The sequence below is a fragment of the Streptomyces sp. NPDC045287 genome, assembly GCF_056432325.1.
Genome location: NZ_JBWKJG010000010.1, coordinates 100,313 through 120,789, shown reverse-complemented (window position 1 = coordinate 120,789; position 20,477 = coordinate 100,313). Strand labels below are relative to the sequence as shown.

General features: G+C 72.1%; 7 protein-coding genes. All 7 read right to left on the bottom strand.

Annotation, left to right across the window (positions count from 1 at the left end):
- Positions 1-92 precede the first annotated feature (92 nt).
- Entirely contained in the window at positions 93-1,889 is a 1,797-nt protein-coding gene (locus tag AC07D6_RS18335; protein WP_479045469.1) for a flavin-containing monooxygenase, read from the bottom strand.
- Positions 1,890-2,118: 229 nt separating this feature from the next.
- Complete coding sequence (locus tag AC07D6_RS18330) at positions 2,119-3,831, bottom strand: carbamoyltransferase N-terminal domain-containing protein (protein ID WP_479045466.1); 1,713 nt, start codon at positions 3,829-3,831, stop codon at positions 2,119-2,121.
- 93 nt (positions 3,832-3,924) lie between these two features.
- On the bottom strand, positions 3,925-7,254 hold the full coding sequence (locus AC07D6_RS18325; RefSeq protein WP_479045464.1) for an aminotransferase class III-fold pyridoxal phosphate-dependent enzyme: 3,330 nt from the start codon (positions 7,252-7,254) through the stop codon (positions 3,925-3,927).
- 56 nt (positions 7,255-7,310) lie between these two features.
- Positions 7,311-11,363 carry an SDR family oxidoreductase gene (locus tag AC07D6_RS18320; RefSeq protein WP_479045462.1) on the bottom strand — a complete coding sequence of 1,351 codons (4,053 nt, stop codon included), beginning with the start codon at positions 11,361-11,363 and terminating at the stop codon, positions 7,311-7,313.
- Complete coding sequence (locus AC07D6_RS18315) at positions 11,356-14,736, bottom strand: non-ribosomal peptide synthetase (RefSeq protein WP_479045459.1); 3,381 nt, start codon at positions 14,734-14,736, stop codon at positions 11,356-11,358. Before AC07D6_RS18315 ends, AC07D6_RS18320 begins: the two co-directional genes overlap by 8 nt.
- Positions 14,733-20,201, bottom strand: coding sequence for a type I polyketide synthase (locus tag AC07D6_RS18310; RefSeq protein WP_479045456.1), 5,469 nt, complete (start codon positions 20,199-20,201; stop codon positions 14,733-14,735). Before AC07D6_RS18310 ends, AC07D6_RS18315 begins: the two co-directional genes overlap by 4 nt.
- Complete coding sequence (locus AC07D6_RS18305) at positions 20,198-20,473, bottom strand: acyl carrier protein (protein ID WP_315879546.1); 276 nt, start codon at positions 20,471-20,473, stop codon at positions 20,198-20,200. Before AC07D6_RS18305 ends, AC07D6_RS18310 begins: the two co-directional genes overlap by 4 nt.
- Positions 20,474-20,477: the final 4 nt, after the last annotated feature.

The window sequence follows — 20,477 nt, the reverse complement described above, 5'->3', positions numbered from 1 at the left end:
CGGGCTCCCAGAACTCATACACGGACGATTACACGGACGGATGCACGGACGAACGCACGGACACGTCTACGGACGGGGCCGGCGGGACAGCCTCACTCGGCCCGGTCGAATTTCAGGCCGTCGAAATCCCGGGCCGCACGCCACTGCTGAAGGAGCCGGAAGAACCCCGGCCCATCGGCGCCCGCGAACTCGTCGAAAAGGTGATGTGCGCCGAGGTCCGTTCCTTCGTTGTTGATATAGCCGGGGGTGCATCCGGTGGCCAGGAAGTCACGCCATTCCGGATCGACGCCCACCTGCTCCATCCAGGAGTCCTCCGCCTCCCGGGTGACCTCGACGACGTCGACGCCTTCGCTGACCGCGTGCGCCACGACGGCTGCCACGGTCTTGGCCGCCTCGGACAAGTTGTGCGACAGGTTGGAGAACCGCACCCCGCCCGTGAATTGCTGAACGAGGAACGCGTTCGGAAACCCGTGCACATGGATGCCGTGCATGGTGCGCATGCCATCGGCCCAGTGCTCCGACAGCCGCTTGCCGCCCCGGCCGGCGGGGTCGAACCCGGCACGCCGGGTGGGCGCCGTGCCGACCTCGAAGCCCGACGCGTAGACGATGCAGTCCACCGGGTACTCGGTGCCGTCGACCACGACACCTCGCGGCGTGATCCGCTCGACTCCCTTCCCGTCCGTGTCGACCAGGTGAACCGTCGGCACGTTGAAGGCGTCCAGGTACTCATCGTGAAAGGTGATGCGCTTGCACGGAAGGTGGTACCAGGGCTTGAGGAGCGCGGCGGTCCGGGGGTCCTTGACCGTGTCGTCCACCCGGGCGTGGATCGTCCTCATCTTCTCGAGATCGGCGTACACCTCGGCGCCGATCTCCTCGGACGCGTCCGGTGCCGGGCTCGACGCGCCTTCCGCCTCGCGCCACATCCTGGCCAGGGCGGTCCAGCCGTCGTTGATCAAATCCTCGGCCGGCTGCTCGGCCGAGGCCATGTTGGCCGCGTAGTTGTCCAGCCAGCGCTGCTGCCAGCCCGGCGTGGCCATCCCGGCGAACCACTCCGGGTCGATCGGCCGGTTGTCCCGCACGTCGACCACGGAGGGGGTGCGCTGGAAGACGAACAGCTCCTGGCAGGCGGTCGCCAGGTGGGGAACGGACTGTACCGCGGTGGCGCCGGTACCGATGATCGCCACGCGCTTGTCGCGCAGCTTGTCCAGCGGTCCGCCGTCCGGATCGCCGGTGTAGGCGTAGTCCCACCTGCTGGCGTGGAAGGCGTGGCCCGCGAAGGTCTCGATGCCGGGTATGCCGGGCAGCTTCGGTACGGACAGGTGGCCGAGGCCCCAGCTCACGAACTGCGCGGTGAACTCGTCGCCGCGGTCGGTCCGCACCGTCCACAGCCGAGTGGTCTCGTCCCACTCCAGGCCGGTCACCCGGGTGTGGAAGAGGGCGTTCTCGTACAGCCCGTACTGCTTGCCGATGCGCTGGCAGTGCTCGAATATCTCCGGGCCGTGCGCGTACCACTCCGAGGGCACGTACCCGGTCTCCTCCAGCAACGGCAGGTAGACCAGGGAAGCGACGTCGCACTGAACACCCGGGTACCTGTTCCAGTACCACGTTCCGCCGAAGTCGCCTCCGCTCTCGACGATCCTGATGTCGGTGACCCCTGCCGTCTTCAGGTGCGCGCCGGTCATCAGGCCGGCGAAACCGCCGCCGATGAACGCGAACGTGACGTGGTCGCGGTGCGGTTCGCGTTCCGTGCGATCGGTGAACGGGTCCTCGTTCATGTGCGCGTGCTCGCCGCTGAGCTGCACGTACTGGTCGTTGCCGTCCGGTCGCAGTCGCTTGGCCCGCTCTGCGGCGTTTTTCGCGAGAAGCATCGGAACATCGGGTCTGGACATGAAAGGGCTCTCCTCCGACTGCATTTCTCCGGACCCACTTCGCGAATTTCCAATAATCAATTGACTTTGCGAGATTAGCACGCGAGATCCGCAAGCCTTAATAAACGCCGGGCAGCACTCGACGGAGCACAGGAATGTGTCTCGCCGGCGAGACACAGGGGAGGTCGTGGCTGCCGCCGCCTGACGCCGGGCGTCAGGCGGCGGTCACACCCGTCAATGCGGCCAGGGCCTAACTAGTGGAATCTTCCCTACGGTAGAGGACGCCTTCGCTCCACACCAGGTCGAGGCGGCCCCACTCCATCGCCGACGCGGCGTCCGGGAAGAAGCTGTGGCCGTTGTAGTTCGCGCTCGTGTTGCACAGGACCGGAATTCCGCTGATCCGGTGGTACTCGCGGAGAATGGCGTGAAGGTTCGGGTCGTCGCCTTCGTTGACCGTCTGCAGCCGAGCGGTGCCGTCCAGGTGCATGATCGCCGGAACGCGGTCGATCCATTCGGGGCGGACCCAGTGCTCGAACAGCATGTAGGGGTCGGGGGTACCCGGATCGAAGACGGTGGGAGCGTGCTCTTCCAGGCAGATCGGCGCGACCGGCCGGTAGTGCTCCCTGTCCTTCGCGTCGTTCAGGAGCTTCTTCATCGACTCCTCAGTGGCGGGGGCGATGATGCTCCGCCCGCCGAGCGCCCGCGGCCCCAGCTCCGCGCGGCCGTTGAGCACGACCGCGGCCTGGCCCGTGGTGTGGAGGATCCGGGCGAGTTCCTCCGGTCCGCACTGCGACACGGTCCACCCCCGCGGCACGTCTCGCGTCGGCTCGAGGCCGGGCCCGAGCCGCGTGCCCCATTCGATCGGTCGCAGGCCCTGGCCGTCGGCCGCGGCGAGGCAGGCCGTGCCGATGGCGACGCCCGAGTCGTCGGGGAACGGGGGAACCCACATGGCCTTGATCATCGGGTGGGCGCGCAGAGCGCTGTTCCACTTGATGTTCAGCGCGCACCCGCCGGCGAAACAGAGGTTCCAGGGGGTGCTGCCCTTCCACGCCCGGATCTTCGAGGTGACGCCTTCGATCAGCAGTTCCTCGAGGAAGACGTGGACCGTCGCCAGCACGTCCACGTCGGTTGCGCCGAGTCCACTGGTGACCTTCTGCACCGCCGTGAGGAATTCATGGACGTAGGCGTGCGAGTTCTCTCCGGTGCTGCCGCATCCGATGATCTTCTGGCGGTAGGCCCGCACACGCGGCGAGTCCGCTTCGAAGTGCTCGTGGAAACTCTCCCGGAAGACCTTCTTGATGTCGTCCCGCGGCGTGCCGAGGGCGATGTACGCCATCATCTTTCCGGCGACGGCGAGGTCGTCGACGTGGGTCGACTTGTTCGGGCGCTTGAACGGCCCCCAGTACTGGGAGGCCATCGAGTACGTGTGCCCGATGAGCGGAAAAGCCTCGCCACCCGGCTCGATGCGGCCGTCCGCGTCGACGCAGTAGAGGCGGGGGAAGCAGCCGCCGTCCCACACCAGAACCATCGACGGCTCGCCGCGCCGGGCGAACGGGCTCGTGCAGTAGGCCGACGCGAGGTGGCCGGCCACGTGCACGTAACTCACGTAGTCCATGGTCCGGCCGCCGATGACCAGATCGCCCCGGTGGCCGGGCAGCCCCGGGTCGGGCACCCTTTCCGTCTCCCGGTACGACGCCACGACGAGTTCGGTCGGCTTGCCGCCGCTGAGCAGCGAGACGCGTCCTTCCGTGGCGCCGTCCCAGCCGTCCACCGCCCACGTGTCGATGTCTCCGAGCTGGTATCCGAAGGTGGAGGTGATCGTGACCAGGTCGTCGAGTTCGTCCACGTTGCTGTAGCGGGAACCGTTGGCGAGCTTCTGCATCTCGATGTTGAACTCGAGGCGGTCGTCGTTGAGCAGCGCGATACCGCCGCTCTGGGTGAGCTTGAGGCCGGCCGTAATCATGGATTCATGTCTCCGTATGTCCGAGGACTCATAGGGGGTCGTGCCGTGTGAAGGGGGAATTCCAGCCCGGTGCCGGGTGAGCGGCCGGAGCCGCTAGCTCCCGATCCGGTTTCCGTGGACCTCGTGGTCCAGTTCGGCCAGCGGCCGCTCGCCATCGGCGACCATGGCGTCGAGCAGATTCCGGTAGTACCGCGGGATGCGCTCGATGAGGTCGGGGGCGAGGACGTCGGTCGCGAGCTCGAAGTCACACCGGAACCCCTCGGTGCCGTCCATGACGTACAGCGCCAGGGGGTGGCCGGTGTGCGTGATCGGCAGCGGCCCGGCCTCCGACACCGCGAGCCCGTCCATGGGAGGTACCGCCACCTGGCGGTAGAACGAGATGGACGTGGTGAACAGGTCGCCGCGCAGGCCCGCTCCGGGCGGTGCGCATTCCGTGAGCAGGTCCGCGAACGGGTAGTCCTGGCTTTCGAGCCCGGTCACCAGGTGCGTCAGGACCTCGGCCACATAGTCCACGGCCAGGACGTCCGCCGGCAGGCGCAGGCGCAGCGGCAGCACGTTCGAGCAGTACCCGACCACCTGGTCCAGCTCCTGCGGGCGCCGGGTCGACGCGACCGGTACGACGACGTCGTCCTGCCCCGTCAGCCGGTGCAGCAGGGCCCCCCAGGCCGCGACCAGGTAGGCGAACACCGTGACGCCCTCGGTACGGGCGGCCTCGCGCATCCGACCGCAGAACTCGGGGTCGAGGAGGACGCTGTGCCGTACCGCCGGGTGGGGAAAGCTCTCCGGCTGTCCCGACACCGGCAGTTCCAGCGTGGGCGCCTCCTTGAGGAGGGAGAGCCAGTATGCACGGTGGTCGGCGGCCGGGGCACCGGCGGCGACCCGCTCGTGCCAGGCGAGGTAGTCGCGGAACTGGGCCGCCGGCGGCAGTTGGGGGCTCTCCCCCCGGCAGCCGGCGTTGTACAGCGCGACGAGGTCGTCGAGCAGGACGCTGAGGGACCAGCCGTCCACCGCCGCGTGGTGCACCGCCATCTGCAACAGGTGCCGTTGCGGTGCGACCTGCGCCACGACCGCGCGGAACACCGGCCCGTCGACCAGGTCGAGCGGTCGGCCGGCCCAGGTCCGCAGCAGGTCTGCGAGGTCGTCCTCGTCCTCGCAGGTGTGCTCGGTCAGCACGTCGCTCAGCACCGTCTGTGTCGGGTCGTGGACGACGAGCGTGTCACCGTCCGCGCCGAGCGTGGTCCGCAGGGCCTCGTGGCGCGCGACCAGCCCCTGCACGGCGGCGCGCAGCGCGGCGCGGTCGAGCGGGCCGTCGAGCCAGTACCCGAGGGACGTCTGATAGGCGGGCACGCCGCCCTCGTCGAGGTCCGCCAGCTGCCGCTGCGCGAGGGTGCTGCGCAGCGGCGCGGGTCCCGGCCGGGTACCGGCCGCGCCGGTGCGGCCGTCGTCGAGCATGCCGTTGGTCCGCAGCTCGGCGACGGATTCACGTACCGCGGCGCGGATGTGGTCGAGGTCGGCCTGCTCGTGCGCGGTGGACAGGAAGAAGTTGCGCAGCTCCCAGACGAACACGCCGCGGTCGAGCAGGTTGACGTAGAACGGATCCATGTTCACGTCGTGCTCGAAGCGGAAGAGCGAGGAGAAGCGGCGGACCGCGATCGGCACGTCGAGCTCACGGAAGTCGGCGTTCAACTGGTCCACGAACGTCTCGGTCTTCCGGTCGAGGTCCCGTTGCAGGCCGGGGCCCTGCTCGCGGAGGTGATCGAGGACCGCCTTCGCCGCCACCATGGACAGCGGATGCTGGTTGAACGTACCGGCGAAGAAGGTGGATTCCACCGTCGGGCGGGAGTCGTCGCCGAAGTTCCAGACGCCGCCGTCGATGACGTCCATGACCCCGCCGCGTCCGGCGATCACACCGAGCGGCATGCCGCCTCCGATCACCTTGCCGTAGGTGACCAGGTCCGCCTCGATGCCGTACAGGCCCTGGACACCGGCCGGATGGCAGCGGAAGCCCGTGACCATCTCGTCGAAGACGAGCTTCGTGCCGTGCGCCCGGGTGATCTCCCGCAGCTCGCGCAGGAAGTCGGGGTTCTGCACGCCGGGAGTGCGCAGCGTCACCGGCTCGGTCATCACCGCCGCGAGCTCCGGGCCGTGCTTGTTGATGAAGTCGAGTGCCTCGTCCGTGCCGAACTCGAGCACGTACACGTTCTCCACCGCACGCGGTGAGACGCCCGCCGCGAGCGGTCTGGTGCCGAACACGCCGTTCTCGTGGGACGGCACGGCGAGCGCACCGTCGAAGTGGCCGTGGTACCCGGTGGAGAAGATCACGATCTTGTCGCGGCCGGTGGCCGCCCGAGCGATGCGAACCGCCGTCATGACCGCTTCGGTGCCGGTGTTGAGGAAGGCGACGCGCTCCATGCCGGTGAGTTCGAGCAGCGCACCGGCGACGTCCTCGACCAGCTGGGTACGCGGCCCGAGGCCGAAGCCGAGCTCCATCCGCTCCCGCAGGGCCGACATGACGGCCGGCGGGTTGTGCCCGAGGAGGTGGACGCCGTATCCCATGGTGAGGTCGACGTACTCGTTGCCGTCGACGTCCCACACCCGCGCGCCCCGCCCGCGCTCGGCGACGATCGGGTACACCATCTCCTTGGTCGAGGGCCGGAAGCCGATGCTGGAGCGGCTGTCGGCCACGATCGGCCGGAACCGCTGGGCGGATGCCTTCGAGCCCTTGGTCCGGGCACCGAATCGGTCGGCCAGGGCCTTCAGGTAGCGGGTGCGCTGCGCCGTCTCCACGGGGCCGACCGCGGTGCCGCGCGCGCCGGGACCGAGTGGCACCGCCGACCGGGCCGGCGCCTGCCGCGGCACGGACGTCGAAGCGTCGGCCCCGGGCGCGGCGGCCGGGGCGACCGCGTCGGCCCTGTCGCCCGCGAGCAGGTCCAACTGGCGCTGCATGATGAGGAGTTGGTCCTTGATCAGACTCTGCACGGCCGGCGAGACGGCCGCCGTCGGCGATCCGGCCGCCGGTGCCGCGACGGGCGGGACGCCCACGGCCGGCGCCGGCGTCACCGGATCGGGCACCGGGGTCGGTGCCGTGCCGACGGCGGCGGTGTCCGTGATGGGCGCGGCGGGCGGCACCGTCCGCTCCGTCGGCAGCTTGTCGGCCGCGGCGTGCGCGGTCAGGTGGGCGGCCAGGTCGGACGGGGTCTGTACGTCGTCGAAGAGCTGCCGGAGCGATATCTTGCAGCCGTACCGGTCCTCCAGCAGCCGTAGCATGCCGAGCAGCGCCATCGAGTCCGCGCCGAGATCCGGAAGCGGAACGTCGGGGTCCAACTGGCTGGGCGGGACGTCGAAATAGTCACCGACGATGGTGACGATCTCTTGGAGCAGTGGCTCCACGGTGTTCTCCTCGTGGTTGATGTCAGCCGGCACGGCCGCTCCTGCGGCAACTGGTTTTGGGCCGGGTCACGTCGCCGGGCACGGGCCCGTCACCCCGCCGTCCGTTCCGGGTCCAGCCGCGCCGCCAGCCGGTCGATCGTCGGGTGCGCAAGGAGTTCCCTCGTCGTCAGCGGTACGTCGAGTTCCTCCGCGATGCGCCGGGCGAGCCTGACCGCCAGCAGCTCGTCGCCGCCCAGGTCGAAGATGCTCCGGTCGTAGCGGTCGACCTCGGTCCGCAGCGCCCGGGACCAGAGTTTCGCCAGTGCGCTCTTCAACGCGTCGCCGCGCAACGGCCGTCCGGGAGCGGAGCCGGCGGGCCGCGCCGGCTCCGGGCGGGTCCACTGCCGCTGGATGTGACGCTCCAGGTCGGTGGTGCAGACCGCGAGCCGGGACGGCAGGTCTGCGCGCAGGACGAGTTCGAGGACGTCGGCACCGTGTTCGACCGGTCCGGGGCCGGGGCGGGCCCGGTCCTCCCAGCCGATGCTGACCAGGCCGTCCACAGCCGATGCCTGCGCGTCGAGGAAGCGGCAGGCGGCCGCGTGCCCCGCGGAGCCGCTGTCGGCGAGCACCGAGGCCAGGGAGGACATCATGACGCCGCCGCAGTCGGCGGGAGCGTCGGCGAAGACCTCGGCCAGCACGAGCGCTCCGCGGACCGCCGGGGCGAGGGCCGCCCGCCAGGCGGCCCGGTCGGTGCGGTGGTCCGCCCGCTGGTGCGGTGCGCCGGCGCAGTGGAACCAGCCGTCGATCCGGCCGAACCGGTGCCGTGCGGCGCTGACCAGCTCCCGCATCGCCCTCGCGTCGGTGACGTCGACGGATGCCGCCATGACGGTGCCACCGAGCCGTTCGACGGCGCGGACGGCCTCGATCTTCCGGCTGACCGGATCGGCGGCCCCGTGCTCGGCGATCCACCGGTCGAACGCGTCCGGGGGCGGGAGGGGGGTCCGGCCGGTGAGCACCAGCGTGGCTCCGGCGACGCGGGCCAGGTGACCGGCGAGGGCAAGGCCCAGCCGCCCGAGACCGCCGGTGATGAGGTACACGCCGCCGGGCCGCAGCCGGCCGGCCCGCTCCGGCAGGCCGGAGTCGGCCGCGACCGGGACGGCATGCTGCGCCCAGCGTTGCCCGTGCCGGAACGCGACCGGAGCCGCGGTCGGGGCGGTGACCTCCGCGAGGAGCGCTTCCGGCGCCACGACGGCGGTGCCGATGTCGATGCCGCGGCAGCGGAGCCCCGCGTATTCCCGCGGCAGGGCGTGCAGCACGGCATCGGTCATCGCCGCGGCCGGCGCGACGGCTTCACCACCCGTGACGGCGTGCACGTCGCGGGCCACCACCGCGAGGTGCGCGCCCGCGCCGCCCCCGTCGCGGACGAGCCGCCCGGCGATGTCGAGTACGGAGAACAGCCCGAGGTCGCAGGCACGGTCCAGGTCGTCGGTCGCGTTGCCCCCCGGCGCGATGTCGAGGGACCACAGGTGCACGACCCGCTCCGGGGTCAGCCCGTCCGCAGCGAGCGCGGCGAACAGCTTCTCGTAGTCGCCGGGGTCCGCGGGGTCCACGGTGAAGGAGTCGGCCGCGGTCCGGGCGAACGCGCCGCCGTGGCGCACGAGTACCGGAGTGGCGTTCCGGTCCCGCAGCACACCGGCCAGCGCGTCCCCGGTCCCGCCGGAGTCCGCGAACAGCAGCCACGGGCCGACGGGCGGAGCACTCGCCGCGTGCGCACCGCCCACGGGACCGAGCCGCCGCCAGGACGGGGTGTAGAGCCATTCGGCCGGGGTCCGGGCGCGGACCGGTTCCCGGTCCGGAGCAGGGGGCGGCTCAAGGCGCAGACGGCTGCGGTTCAGCGGCTGCACCGGCAGCGGGACGCGGCGGGGTTCCCCGCCGGTCCAGGCCGACCAGTCCACCGGAACGCCCGCGGTCCACAGGCGTGCCGCCTCGGAGAACAGCCGGGCCACGGGCGACGGGACCGGCTCGGTGCCGGGCCCGGGCTCGCCGGGCAGTCCGTCGGGCAGGTCTCCGATGGCCAGCACCGTCGCACCGTCCCCCGTCCGGCCCGCGCATGCCTCGGCCAGCCGCTGCCCCTCCCACACGTCCCGGGTCCAGTGCAACGGGTCGAGCATCCGCGACTGCGGCAACTCGCCGCCGACGACGGCCGACAGGAGGGGAATCCGCGCGGCCCGCGGCGTGATCGTGGGCGGGGAGTCGAGCAGTCCGGCCCGCCAGGACAGCAGCGCCAGCGTGTCGGCAGGGGTGAGGACCCCGCCGAAGCAGGCCGCGAGGACCTCGCCGGTGCCCGCTCCCCCGACCGCCTCGGGCCGTACGCCGGACTCCGTCCACAGCGTCGCGAGGACCTGGCTCGCGGTCAACCGGCCCGCCAGCGGGTGCTCGGCGCAGACGGCGGCGCTGTCGATGGACCGCTGCGCTTCTTCGGCGACGGCGGCCAGCTCCCCGGCCAGGGCCTGGAAGTCGGCGGCCGTGACCTCACCGAACAGGAAGGAGACGGCCGGGGCGCTCCGCACCGCCGGCCGGACCGCGGCGCTGCCGTCGGCGAGCGCGCGCAATCCGGCCGCGGCGGTGGCACGGTCGTGCGCGACGAGGGCGTACCGGTGCTCGTAGCCGCGCCGGCCGGTCCGCAACGTGTGGGCCACGTCGGCGAGGTCGGGTGCGTCTGCCTGTTCCAGCGCGTCGGCCAGCCGTCCGGCCAGCTCCCGCAGCGCCCCGTCCGTCCTGGCGCTGAGCGCGAGCAACCGTGTTCCCCCGGCCGGCGTCGGCCGGGAGGGCGGCAAAGGCGCCTCTTCGAGGACGACATGGGCGTTGGTGCCGCCGATGCCGAACGAGCTGACGCCGGCCCGCCGGGGAGTCTCGCCCGCCGGCCAGGCCGTCGCCAGGGTGTTGATGTAGAACGGGCTGTCGGCCAGGTCGATGGCCGGGTTCGGTTTCGTGAAGTTCGGATGGCCCGGGATCTCCCGGTGCTGCAGCGCCAGCACCGTCTTGATGAAGCCCGTGATCCCTGCCGCAGCGGCGAGGTGCCCGACGTTCGCCTTGACCGAGCCGAGCGCGCAGTGGCCGACCCGGCCGCTGCCGGTTTCGGCGAACGCCTCGCTCAGCGCGGCGAATTCGATGGGGTCGCCCAGGGCCGTCGCGGTTCCGTGGGCCTCGACGTACGAGATGGTGTCGCTGTCCACTTCGGCGACCGCCTGCGCCTCGGTGATCACCGCCCGCTGTCCGTCGATGCTCGGCGCCGAGTAACCGACCTTGTCGGAGCCGTCGTTGTTGATCGCCGAGCCCTTCACCACGGCGAGGATCCGGTCTCCGTCGTCGATCGCCTCGGCCAGGCGCTTCAGGGCGACCAGGCCCACCCCGTCGCCGAAGGTCGTGCCCTCGGCGGCGGCGTCGAACGGGCGGCACCGGCCGTCCGGGGAGAACATCATCCCTTCGCTGAAGACGTAGCCCGGGTACTGGTTGGCGATCACCGAGACGCCGCCGGCCAGGGCGATGTCGCAGTCACCGGTGAGCAGGCTCTGCACGGCCATGTGCACCGCGACCAACGACGTCGAGCAGGCGGTCTGCACATTGACGCTCGGGCCCTTGAGGCCCAGCTTGTACGAGATCCTGGTGGTCAGGTAGTCCTTGTCGTTGGTGAGCATGAGCTCGGTGCCCTCGTGTGTCAGGGGATCGCAGGCACGCGCCACGACGTTGGTCAGGTACGTGTTGACCGACGCACCGGCGAAGACTCCGACGGACTGGTCGCCCGCCCCTCCGGAGTAGCCGATGGTCTCCAGCAGCTCCCAGGCGACCTCCAGCAGGATCCGCTGCTGGGGATCGAGCAGTTTGGCCTCGCGTCGGGTGACGCCGAAGAACTCGTGATCGAAACTGAACGCGTCGGGCAGGGCAGCGGCCCGCTTGACGTAGCGGGGATCGCCGAGCAGCCGCTCCGGCACCCCGGCGGCGGCGAGCTCGGCGTCGGTGAACGAGGTCAGCAGGTCGTCTCCGGCGCGGATCCGGCTCCAGAAGTCGGCCAGGTCGGGGGCGCCGGGGAACCGGCCGCACATCCCGATCACGGCCACGTCATTGGCCCGGGGCACCGGGGTGGACGTAACGGCGTCAGGCACCCTTGTCTCCTTCCGCGTTCCGGCGGTGTCGTTCTCGTGCGCGCAGGCGCGTGCCGCGGACGGTGTCGTCCGTCAGCCGTGTCCGCCGGCTGGGCGTCCGGCCGGGGCCGCTTCCCTCGGCAGGCGCCGAGGGGGCCCGGCCGAGGCGTGCGGCCAGGCTGGCCACGGTCGGGTGGCGGAACAGCTCCGACACCTTCAGCGAACCGTCCGCGGCCTCGTCGGCGAGCAGTTGGTGGACTTGCATCAGCAGCATGGAATTGCCGCCGAGGTCGAAGAAGTTGTCGTCGCGTCCGATGCCTTCGCGGTGCAGCACCTGCTGCCAGGCGCCGGCCACCCGCCGCTCGTGCGCGCTCAGCGCCACTGCGCCGCCGGGCCCGGTGCGCGCCATCGCGCTCGCGAACTGCCCGGCCAGTCGAGCACGGTCGACCTTCTGGCTGGCGTTGAGCGGGAACGAGTCGAAGAACCCCACCGAGGTCGGCACCATGTAGGGCGGCAGCGTGGAGCGCAACTCCGCTTTGAGGCTGCTCTCCGTCACCTGGTGACCCGGCTCCACCATCACGCAGGCGACGAGGCGGCTGTCGCCCGCGCCCGCGCCGAGGACCAGCGCCGTCGACCTCCTGACCCCGGGCACCTCGTCCAGCCGCGCTTCCACCTCTTCCAGCTCGACCCGGAACCCGCTGATCTTGACCTGGTTGTCCGTGCGCCCGAGGACCTCCAGCAGTCCTCGGGAGTTGACCCGTGCCAGATCGCCGGTGCGGTACAGCCTGCCCCGGGGTTCGAACGGGTCGTCCAGGAAGCGTTCCTCGGTCAGTTGCGGCCGGTTGACGTAGCCGCGGGCGACGCACTGCCCACCGATGTGCAACTCGCCGGTGAACTCCGGCGGCACGGGGTTCCCGTGCTCGTCGAGTACGTGGACCCGGGTGTTGGCGAGGGGCAGTCCGACCGGCACTCCGGTGCCGGCGCAGTCCTCGGGCCGGACCCGCTGCGCGGTGACCCAGACCGTGGTCTCGGCCGGGCCGTACATGTTCCACAGCGTCCCGCACCACTCCAGGGCGGCCCGGGCGAGGGGCGCGGGCAGGGGCTCACCGCACGAGAGGAGGTGCCGCAGGGCCAGGTCCTGTGCCCCGCTCCGCCGCACCACGGCCGACAGGCCGTGCAGGGCGGAGGGCGTCTGGACCAGGTGTGTGACCCGTTCCGCCGCGAGCAGCGCGTGGAGGAGATCGGGCGATCGGGACGTGGCCGACGGCACGACGACCAGGCATGCCCCGGCCAGCAGGGTGCCCCACAGCTCCCAGACCGACAGGTCGAATCCGGTCGAGTGGAAGAGCGCCCCGACCCCGGTCTCGTCCATGGCGACGCACGTGCGCATGGACTCCAGCAGGCTCAGCACGTTGCCGTGCTCGACGTCGATCCCCTTGGGCGTCCCCGTGGAGCCGGAGGTGTAGACGGTGTACGCGACGTCCGCGGCGCCCGGCAGGTCGCCGGTGCCGCCGTCCACGGGCAACTCGGTGTCCGGCATGACCAGGGTCCGTACCGCCGTGCCGTCCAGCATGCCGACCAGCGACGGCTGGGTGAGCACCACGCGCGCTTCGCTGTCCTCGAGCACGGCCTGGCACCGGGCCGGGGGGGACGACGGGTCGAGGACCACGTAGGCCGCTCGTGCCCGCTGGACCGCGACGATGGCGACGACCGTATCGAGTGAGGGTTCGAGCAGCAGGGCGACGCGGCTGCCGGGCCCCACCCCCTCGGCACGCAGCTTGGCCGCCCAGCGCCCCGCGAGTTCGTCGAGTTCGGCATAGGTGAGCCGGGTTCCGTCGAAGCGCACCGCCGTACGAGCGGCATGCCGCTCAGCGGCTTCCCGGAAACGGACCGCCAGGCTGTCGGCCGGCGCGACGGACACCGGAGCGGAGTGCCGGTTGATGCCGTGGTCGGCCCCGGTCAGCATCGGCAGGTCCGCCATGCTGCGGTCGGGGTCCGCGATCGCGGCCCGGAGGAGCGTCAGGTAGTGCTCGGTCGCGCGGCGGGCCGCCGCGGCGGAGAAGACGGACGTGCGGTACTTGAGCACCCCGACGAGCCGGTCGCCGTCGTGCACGACCTCCAGCACGAGTTCGAGCTGGTCATCCTGCTGGGCCAGCCGGAACGGCTCCGCGGTCAGCCCGGCCCAGGCGACCGGGGCCGCACCCTCGTCGGCCACGTACAGACCCGCGAGCGCCGGGTACCTGCTGGGCTTCTGATAGCTGAACATCGTCTGGAAGACCGGGTTGCGGTCGTCCACCCGGGGTGGTGCCAGCTCGCTGACGAGCAGCTCGAACGGATAGTCCTGGTGCTCCAGTGCCTCCGCGACCGTGCGGCGGGTGCGGCCGAGCTGCTCCCGGAAGGACACCGCGCCGCTCAGGTCGGCGCGCAGCACGACCGGATTGACGAAGTTTCCGACGCACTCGGCCATCGTCGGGTCGGTCCGGCCGGCGACCGGTGTCCCCACCAGGACGTCCCGATGTCCGGTGTAGCGACTGACGAGGGCCTGGAAGGCCGTCAGCATCACCGTGTAGGGCGTGACCCCCTCCTGCGTGGCCAGCGCGAACACACCGTGGGCGAGATCGGCGGGGAAGGGGAAGACGATCGCCCCGCCCCCGTCGGCGTCCGCCGGATCGAGATCGAACCGCGGCCACTCGGCCGTCTCCAGCGGACCGGACAGCTGGGCGTGCCAGTAGGAGCGCGCCCGTCCGCCTCGCTCGCCCGCGATCAACTCGTCCTGGTACGCGACGAACCCGCTGTACGGGACGTTGCGTCCGGGCAGCCGCGGCGGGCGCCGTTCGGCCTCCGCGCGGTAGAGCTCCTCGAGCTCCGCCACGATGACGCCGAGCGACCAGAAGTCGCACACCACGTGGTGGGCGGCCACCAGAACGACGGCCTCTCCCTGCGCCACCTGGTACGCCCGTACCCGCATCGGCGGCCCGGTGACGAGGTCGAACGGCTCGCGGTAGGCGCTGCGCACCGCCTCCTCGACCTGCTGCCGGCTCCACTGGCGAGCGTCCAGTTCGGCGAAGTCGGGTTCGAGCCACCCGTGCACCGTCTGTCGGCCCGTGGTGTCGTCCTGGCCGTCCGTGCCCACGCGGGGGAACGTGGTGCGCAGGGCCTCGTGCCGCCCGACGAGCGACCGGATCGCGCGGGAGAGCGTCCCGGAGTCGAACCCGCCGGTGAACCGCGCGGTGAAAGCGACGTTGTAGGACGCGCTTCCCGGGTTCATCCGGTGCAGCATCAGCAGCGAGCGCTGGGCGTACGAGAGCGGGTGGTCGGTGCGCGCCTGCCGGGCACGCGACCGGAGGGCCGCCTCGAGCCTCTTCCGGATGTCGTAGTCGGTAATGGGATTCACTCCTCGGTCGATCCGGCGGCGTCCTGATCGGCCAGCCAGGGCAGCAGTGCCTGGATCTGGTCCTCAGTGAGCGAGTCAAGAGAGGCCAGGAGCCGTTCCGCCTCCTGGGGGGAGAAGGGCTCCGCGTCGGCCGCGCGGGGCGGTGCCGCGTCGGCGGCGGCCGGCGCGGACGGCGGCGCGGACGGCGCTTCGCGCGCCAACCGGTCGGCCAACTCGTCGACGAGCAGCCGCAGGGCCTTGCCTTCGAGGAGGCCCGTGAGCGGCAGGTCGATGTCCAGGTCACGGAAGATCTGGCCACGGACCTCGACCGCCACCAGCGAATCGAGCCCGGCCTCCTGGAGGGAGAGGTCCTCGTCGACCGCGGCCTCGGACATGCCGAGCCGCGTGGCCAGCATGATGCGCAGGTACTCCAGCACCAGTTCGCGGCGGCGTTCGGGCGTGGCGCCGGGCCAGTCCCGGCGCAGTCGCCTGACCGAATCCGCTCCGTCTCCGGACCGCGTCCCCGGCTCCCGGCCCGCCGCGACGGCCCTCCCGCCGGGGAACCGGGCCAGATAGCGGGACCAGTCCACGGAGAAGACGCCGTACTGGCCGCCGGGCCCGGCCAGGAGCCGGTCGAGTGCGGCGAAGGCCGGATCGGGCGCCAGCGGGGTGAATCCGCCGTCCAGGATGCGGTCCTGCAGGCGCCGGCTCAGCCGCGCCACCATGCCCGCCTCCCACGGCCCCCAGTTGACGCTGAGGGCCGGCAGTCCCCGTCCCCGCCGGTGGTGCGCGAGCCCGTCGAGGAAGGCGTTGGCCGCCGCGTAATGGGCCTGCCCGGGCGCACCGAGCAGAGCGGCCGTGGAGGAGAAGAGGATGAAGTGGTCGAGGTCGATGCCCAGGGTGGCGCGGTGCAGGTGCCAGCCGCCGGTCACCTTCGGGTCGAGCACCGCCTGGAAGCGGTCCCAGCTCAGTTGCGGCAGCACCGCGTCATCGAGCGAGCCCGCCGCGTGGACGACACCCTTGAGGCCGCCCCACTCCTGTTGCGCGCGCTCCACCAGTCGGTTGACCGCGGCCTCGTCGGTCACGTCCAGGCCGACCCGCGTGACCTTCGCTCCCGACTGCTCCAGTTCGCGGACCTGCTCCGCGATCCGCGCCTCGGGGGCGCGGCGCGAGGCGAGCACGACGTGGCGCACCCCGCGCCGGGCCAGCCACGCCGCGGTGCGCAGACCCAGTGCCCCGGTCCCGCCGGTGATCAGGTAGCACCCGTCCGCGGCGAACCGGTCCGGACGTGCCGCCGGCGTCGATGCGCGGCGCAGCGTCGGCTGGTGGACGCGGCCGTCCCGGATCGCGGCCTCCGCCGGCGCGACGGCCGGGGCGAGCACCTCGGGGAGCGTGCGCAGCGCACGGGAGAGGTCCCGCGGGTCCATGTCGAGCAGCCGTACGTTCAACCGAGGCGCTTCCAGCATCGCGCTGCGGCCCAGCCCCCACAGCATCGAGCCGTACGGGTCACTGGCCTCGCCGGAGTCGTGCACGGCCACCGCCCCGCGGGTGAGCAGCACCACGGAGCCCGGTGTCCAGGCCGCGCGCTCGGTGGCCCGTACCAGGGCGGGCAGGCTTCCGCAGGCGGCTCGCGTCTCCTGCCCGGCCGGGCCGAGCCCGTCCAGCCCCAGGCAGTACAGGATGCTCGCGGGCCCGGTGTCGCGGAAGAGCCGCACCAGGCTGTCCGCGTCGGCGGGGTCCAGGGCGTAGCGGCGGTCGTCGCGGCGTGCGAAGGTCTCGCCCACCTCGACGATCACGCACCGGTTTCCGCTCGCCTCCAGCGCCGTGACCGCCTGCCGCCAGTGCCCCTGGCCGTCGGCGAGCACGATCCACTGTCCGGCGGCGGGCGACGCGTCGCCCACCGCCGTGACGGGCTCCCATTCCTCGGCGTAGATCTGCGTTTCGGTTTCCGGCCGGGCCGATTCGCCGCGCGAGGACGAGGGGAAGGACACGGCCCTCAGTTCCAGGCCGAAGAGCTCCAGCAGCGGATTGCCCTCGTGGTCGGTCAGCGAGACGTCGGCCACGGCCCGCGACGCCTCGGCCACCCGGTGCCGAATGAGCGCGACACCGGACTCCACCGCGCTCGACGTCGGGTGGAACACGGCCCGCTCGATCCTGAACGGCAGCAGCACGCCGTCCTCGGGAGCCTTTCGGACGATCCGTGCCGCGATCGCCAGTTGGACGCAGGAGTCGAGCAGCGCCATCGTCCGCTCGCGCGGCGAGGCGGCCGGGAAGCCGAGGTCGCCCGTGCTGTCCTCGCCGACCAGGCGCAGCTCCTCGATCCACTGGAAGGCCGGGCCGAACCGGAAACCGGTCGACTCGAAGAGCGGGTAGAGCTCGGCGGCGAGGACCGGCAGGCCGGCCCGGTAGTCCGACGGATCCGCCCACGGACGCGGTCGCGTGTCGGCGTCGTCGGCCTGCCGTACGCGTCCCTCCGCGTGGACGTACCAGGACTCGTCGGCGAGGGGGGCGTCCTCGCGCGCCAGACTGAGCGACTGCGCCACGAACCTGCCGTCCCCGGCCGGGGTGAGCACGAGCTGGACCCGGCGTTCGTCCGCTCCGACGTCCAGCGCGCGCGGGAAGACCAGGTCCTCGACGACGGTCGCGGACTCGGCGGCCACCGCCTCCACCAGGCATGCCGTGTGGTAGGCCCCCGGCACGACGAGGCGGCCGGAGATCTCGTGGTCGGCGAGTACCCGGGGGGCCGCCGAGGCCACCGTGGTCTCGTAGCGCCGCTGCGCGGACCGCGGCAGCGCGAGGCGGCTCAGTTCGGGCGGGCCACCGGCCGGTTGCGCGGACGGTGCGGCGTCGGCACGGGCCGGCGCCGGTGCGATCCAGTGCCGGGTCCGGGCGAAGGGATACAGGGGTGCGGGCGCCTTGCCCGTGCGGAACGGCGCGTAGTACGCCGCCCAGTCGACGGGTACCCCGGCCCGCTCCAGCCGGGCCAGGTGCGCGAGGACCGTGGCCCGGTCGGGGTTCCTGGCGGACAGGCCGGGCAGCCACACGGCGTCGTCACCGGACTGTGCGCGGCCCGCGGTGGTGAGCGTCCGGCCGGGCCCCACCTCGACGAAGGTGTTGAATCCCGCGCCGAGCAGTTCGCCCACGCCGGCGGCGAACCTCACCGACGAGGTGAGCTGGCGTCCCCAGTACGGTGCGCCGAGCTCGTCCGCGGCGGCCGGTTTTCCCGTGAGGTTCAGGATCATCGGGACGGTGTGCGGCCGGTGGGTGATCCGGCCCGCCGCGGCGATCAGGGCCGGGACGGCCGGGGCGACCAGGGGCGAGTGGAAGGCGTGTGTCGTCTCGAGCGCGATCGTCTGCCAGCCCCGCCGCTCGAACGCGCTCTCCAGCGCGCTCACCTCGGCGTCCGAGCCGGACACGGTCACCCGCTCCGGCGCGTTGTACGCGGCGACCGACGCGGTGCCGCCCTGGGCCGCGACCAGGCGCTCCAGTTCGGCGAGGTCGGTGCAGCCCACTGCGAGCATCCGGCCGCCGCCGGGCACGGCCGCGAAGGCGCGACCGCGCTCGCAGACCAGTTCGAGCCCTTCCTCGACGGTGAACACCCCGGCCACGCAGGCGGCCGCGTACTCGCCCAGGCTGTGCCCGAGAACCGCGTCCGGCCGCACCCCGCACGACGTCCAGAACTCCGCGAGCGCGACCTGGAGGAGGAAGACCGCGGGCTGGAGCAGATCGGCGCGCGTCTGTGCCGCCGGGTCGGTGAACACGTCGAGCGGATCGACGCCGGTGAGACGACGGAAGAGCGCCGCGTGCCGGTCCAGTGCCGCGCGGAACACCGGGTGCTCCCGGTAGAGCCGCACGGCCATTCCGGGGTACTCGGAGCTCTGTCCGGGGAACAGGAACGCGACCCGCGGCTTGGCCCGCGCGGTTTCGCCCGCGTCCACCTGCCCGGTCCCCTTGTGCAGCCACGACTCGATCCGCTCGGCTGCCGCCTCCCCGGTGTCGGCGAGCACGCTGAGCCGGTGTCGGAGCGGCCTGCGCCCGACGTGGCTGGTGTGGGCCAGGTCCGTCAGGACGGCGCCGGGCTCGCGGAGGCGGTCCGCCCACGTGCCCGCCAGAGTGCGCAGCGCGTCCGCCGACTTCGCGGTGATCGTGACGAGTTCGGGCCCGGGACGCGCGGCCTCCGGTACGCGTTGTGGCGCCTGCTCGAGCACGGCGAACGCGTTGGTGCCGCCGATCCCCAGGGAGTTGACCGCCGCGCGGCGCGGGGATCCGGGCAGGGGCAGCCGGTCCGGGGGGACGAAGAGACCTGATGCGTCGAGGCGCAGCCGGGGGTTCGGCGCCGTGAAGTAGGGGCTCGGCGGGATGACTCCGTGGTGCAGCGCCAGCGCGGCCTTGATCAGGCCGGCGATGCCCGACGCGGCCTCCATGTGCCCGATCAGCGCCTTCACCGAGCCGATGGCGCAGGGCCCATCGTGGCCGAAGACCTTCTTCAGCGCCCCGATCTCGGTGGGATCGCCGAGCGGCACGCCGGTGCCGTGGGCCTCGATGTAGCCGATCGTGGCGGGATCGACGCCGGAGACGGCGAGCGCCTGGCGGATGGCGCCCAACTGGCCCGGCAGGCTGGCGGCGCCGTAGCTCGCCTTGCCGCCGCCGTCGTTGTTGATCGCGGTGCCGAGGATCGTGGCGTAGACGGTGTCGCCGTCGCGCAGTGCGGCGGCGAGCGGCTTGAGGACGACGGCGCCCACGCCGCTGCCGAAGATCGTCCCCTGCGCGCCGGTGTCGAACGGGCGGCAGCGGCCGTCCGGCGACAGGATGCCGCCCCGTCGGTGCCAGTGTCCGGCGGTGGGGATCCGGATGTTCACGCCGCCGGCCAGGGCCGCCTCGCATTCGCCGCGCAGCAGGCTCTGGCAGGCGAGGTGCACCGCGACCAGCGAGGTGGAGCAGGCCGTCTGCACCGTCAGGCTGGGTCCGGTCAGATTGAGCTTGTACGAGACCCGGGTGGCGAGGAAGTCCTTGTCGGAGCCGAGCTGTTCGAGCGAGGCCGTCGGGTCGGCCAGCGGCCCGGCGTTCTCCAGCACCTCGGGGAGGTAACTGGTGAGGACCCCGCCGCTGCCGGCGAAGACACCGACCGGGGCCCCGGCCCCGGCCGACGTGGCGAGGCCCGCGTTCTCGAGGGCGTGCCAGCAGGTCTCCAGGAAGACGCGGTGCTGCGGGTCCATGGCCGCGGCCTCGCGGCCCGAGATGTCGAAGAAGGCCGCGTCGAAGCGGTCGACGTCGTCGATCGAGGCGGTCGCCTTGACGTAGTCGGGGTCCTTGAGCCACTCCGGGTCCACACCGGCGCGCAGCAGTTCCTCGTCGTCGAGGTCGCGGATCGCCTCGCGTCCGGCGAGGATCGCGTCCCAGAACTCGTCCACGTCCGAGGCTCCGGGGAAGCGTGCGGCGATGCCGACGATGGCGATCGGGCCCCCGCCCGGCTCCTGTCGGGTCATGACGGCTCGCCGCCACCGAGCCGGGGCAGGACGACCGGGTCGTACGCCTCCAGCAGGTCACCGACCGTGCGCACGCTGGTGATGGGCACCTCGTCGGAGAACGGGTCGGTGTCCAGCTCCAGTTCCAGTACGGCGATCAGCCGGGCGAGGTGCAGTGACGTCAGACCGAGCTGGTCGACGAGCAACTGGTCCTCGTCCAGGTGCTCGACCGGCTCGGCCACCTCGTTCACGATCTCGAGCAGCACGGCCTTGACCGTCTCGCGCCTGTTCATTCGA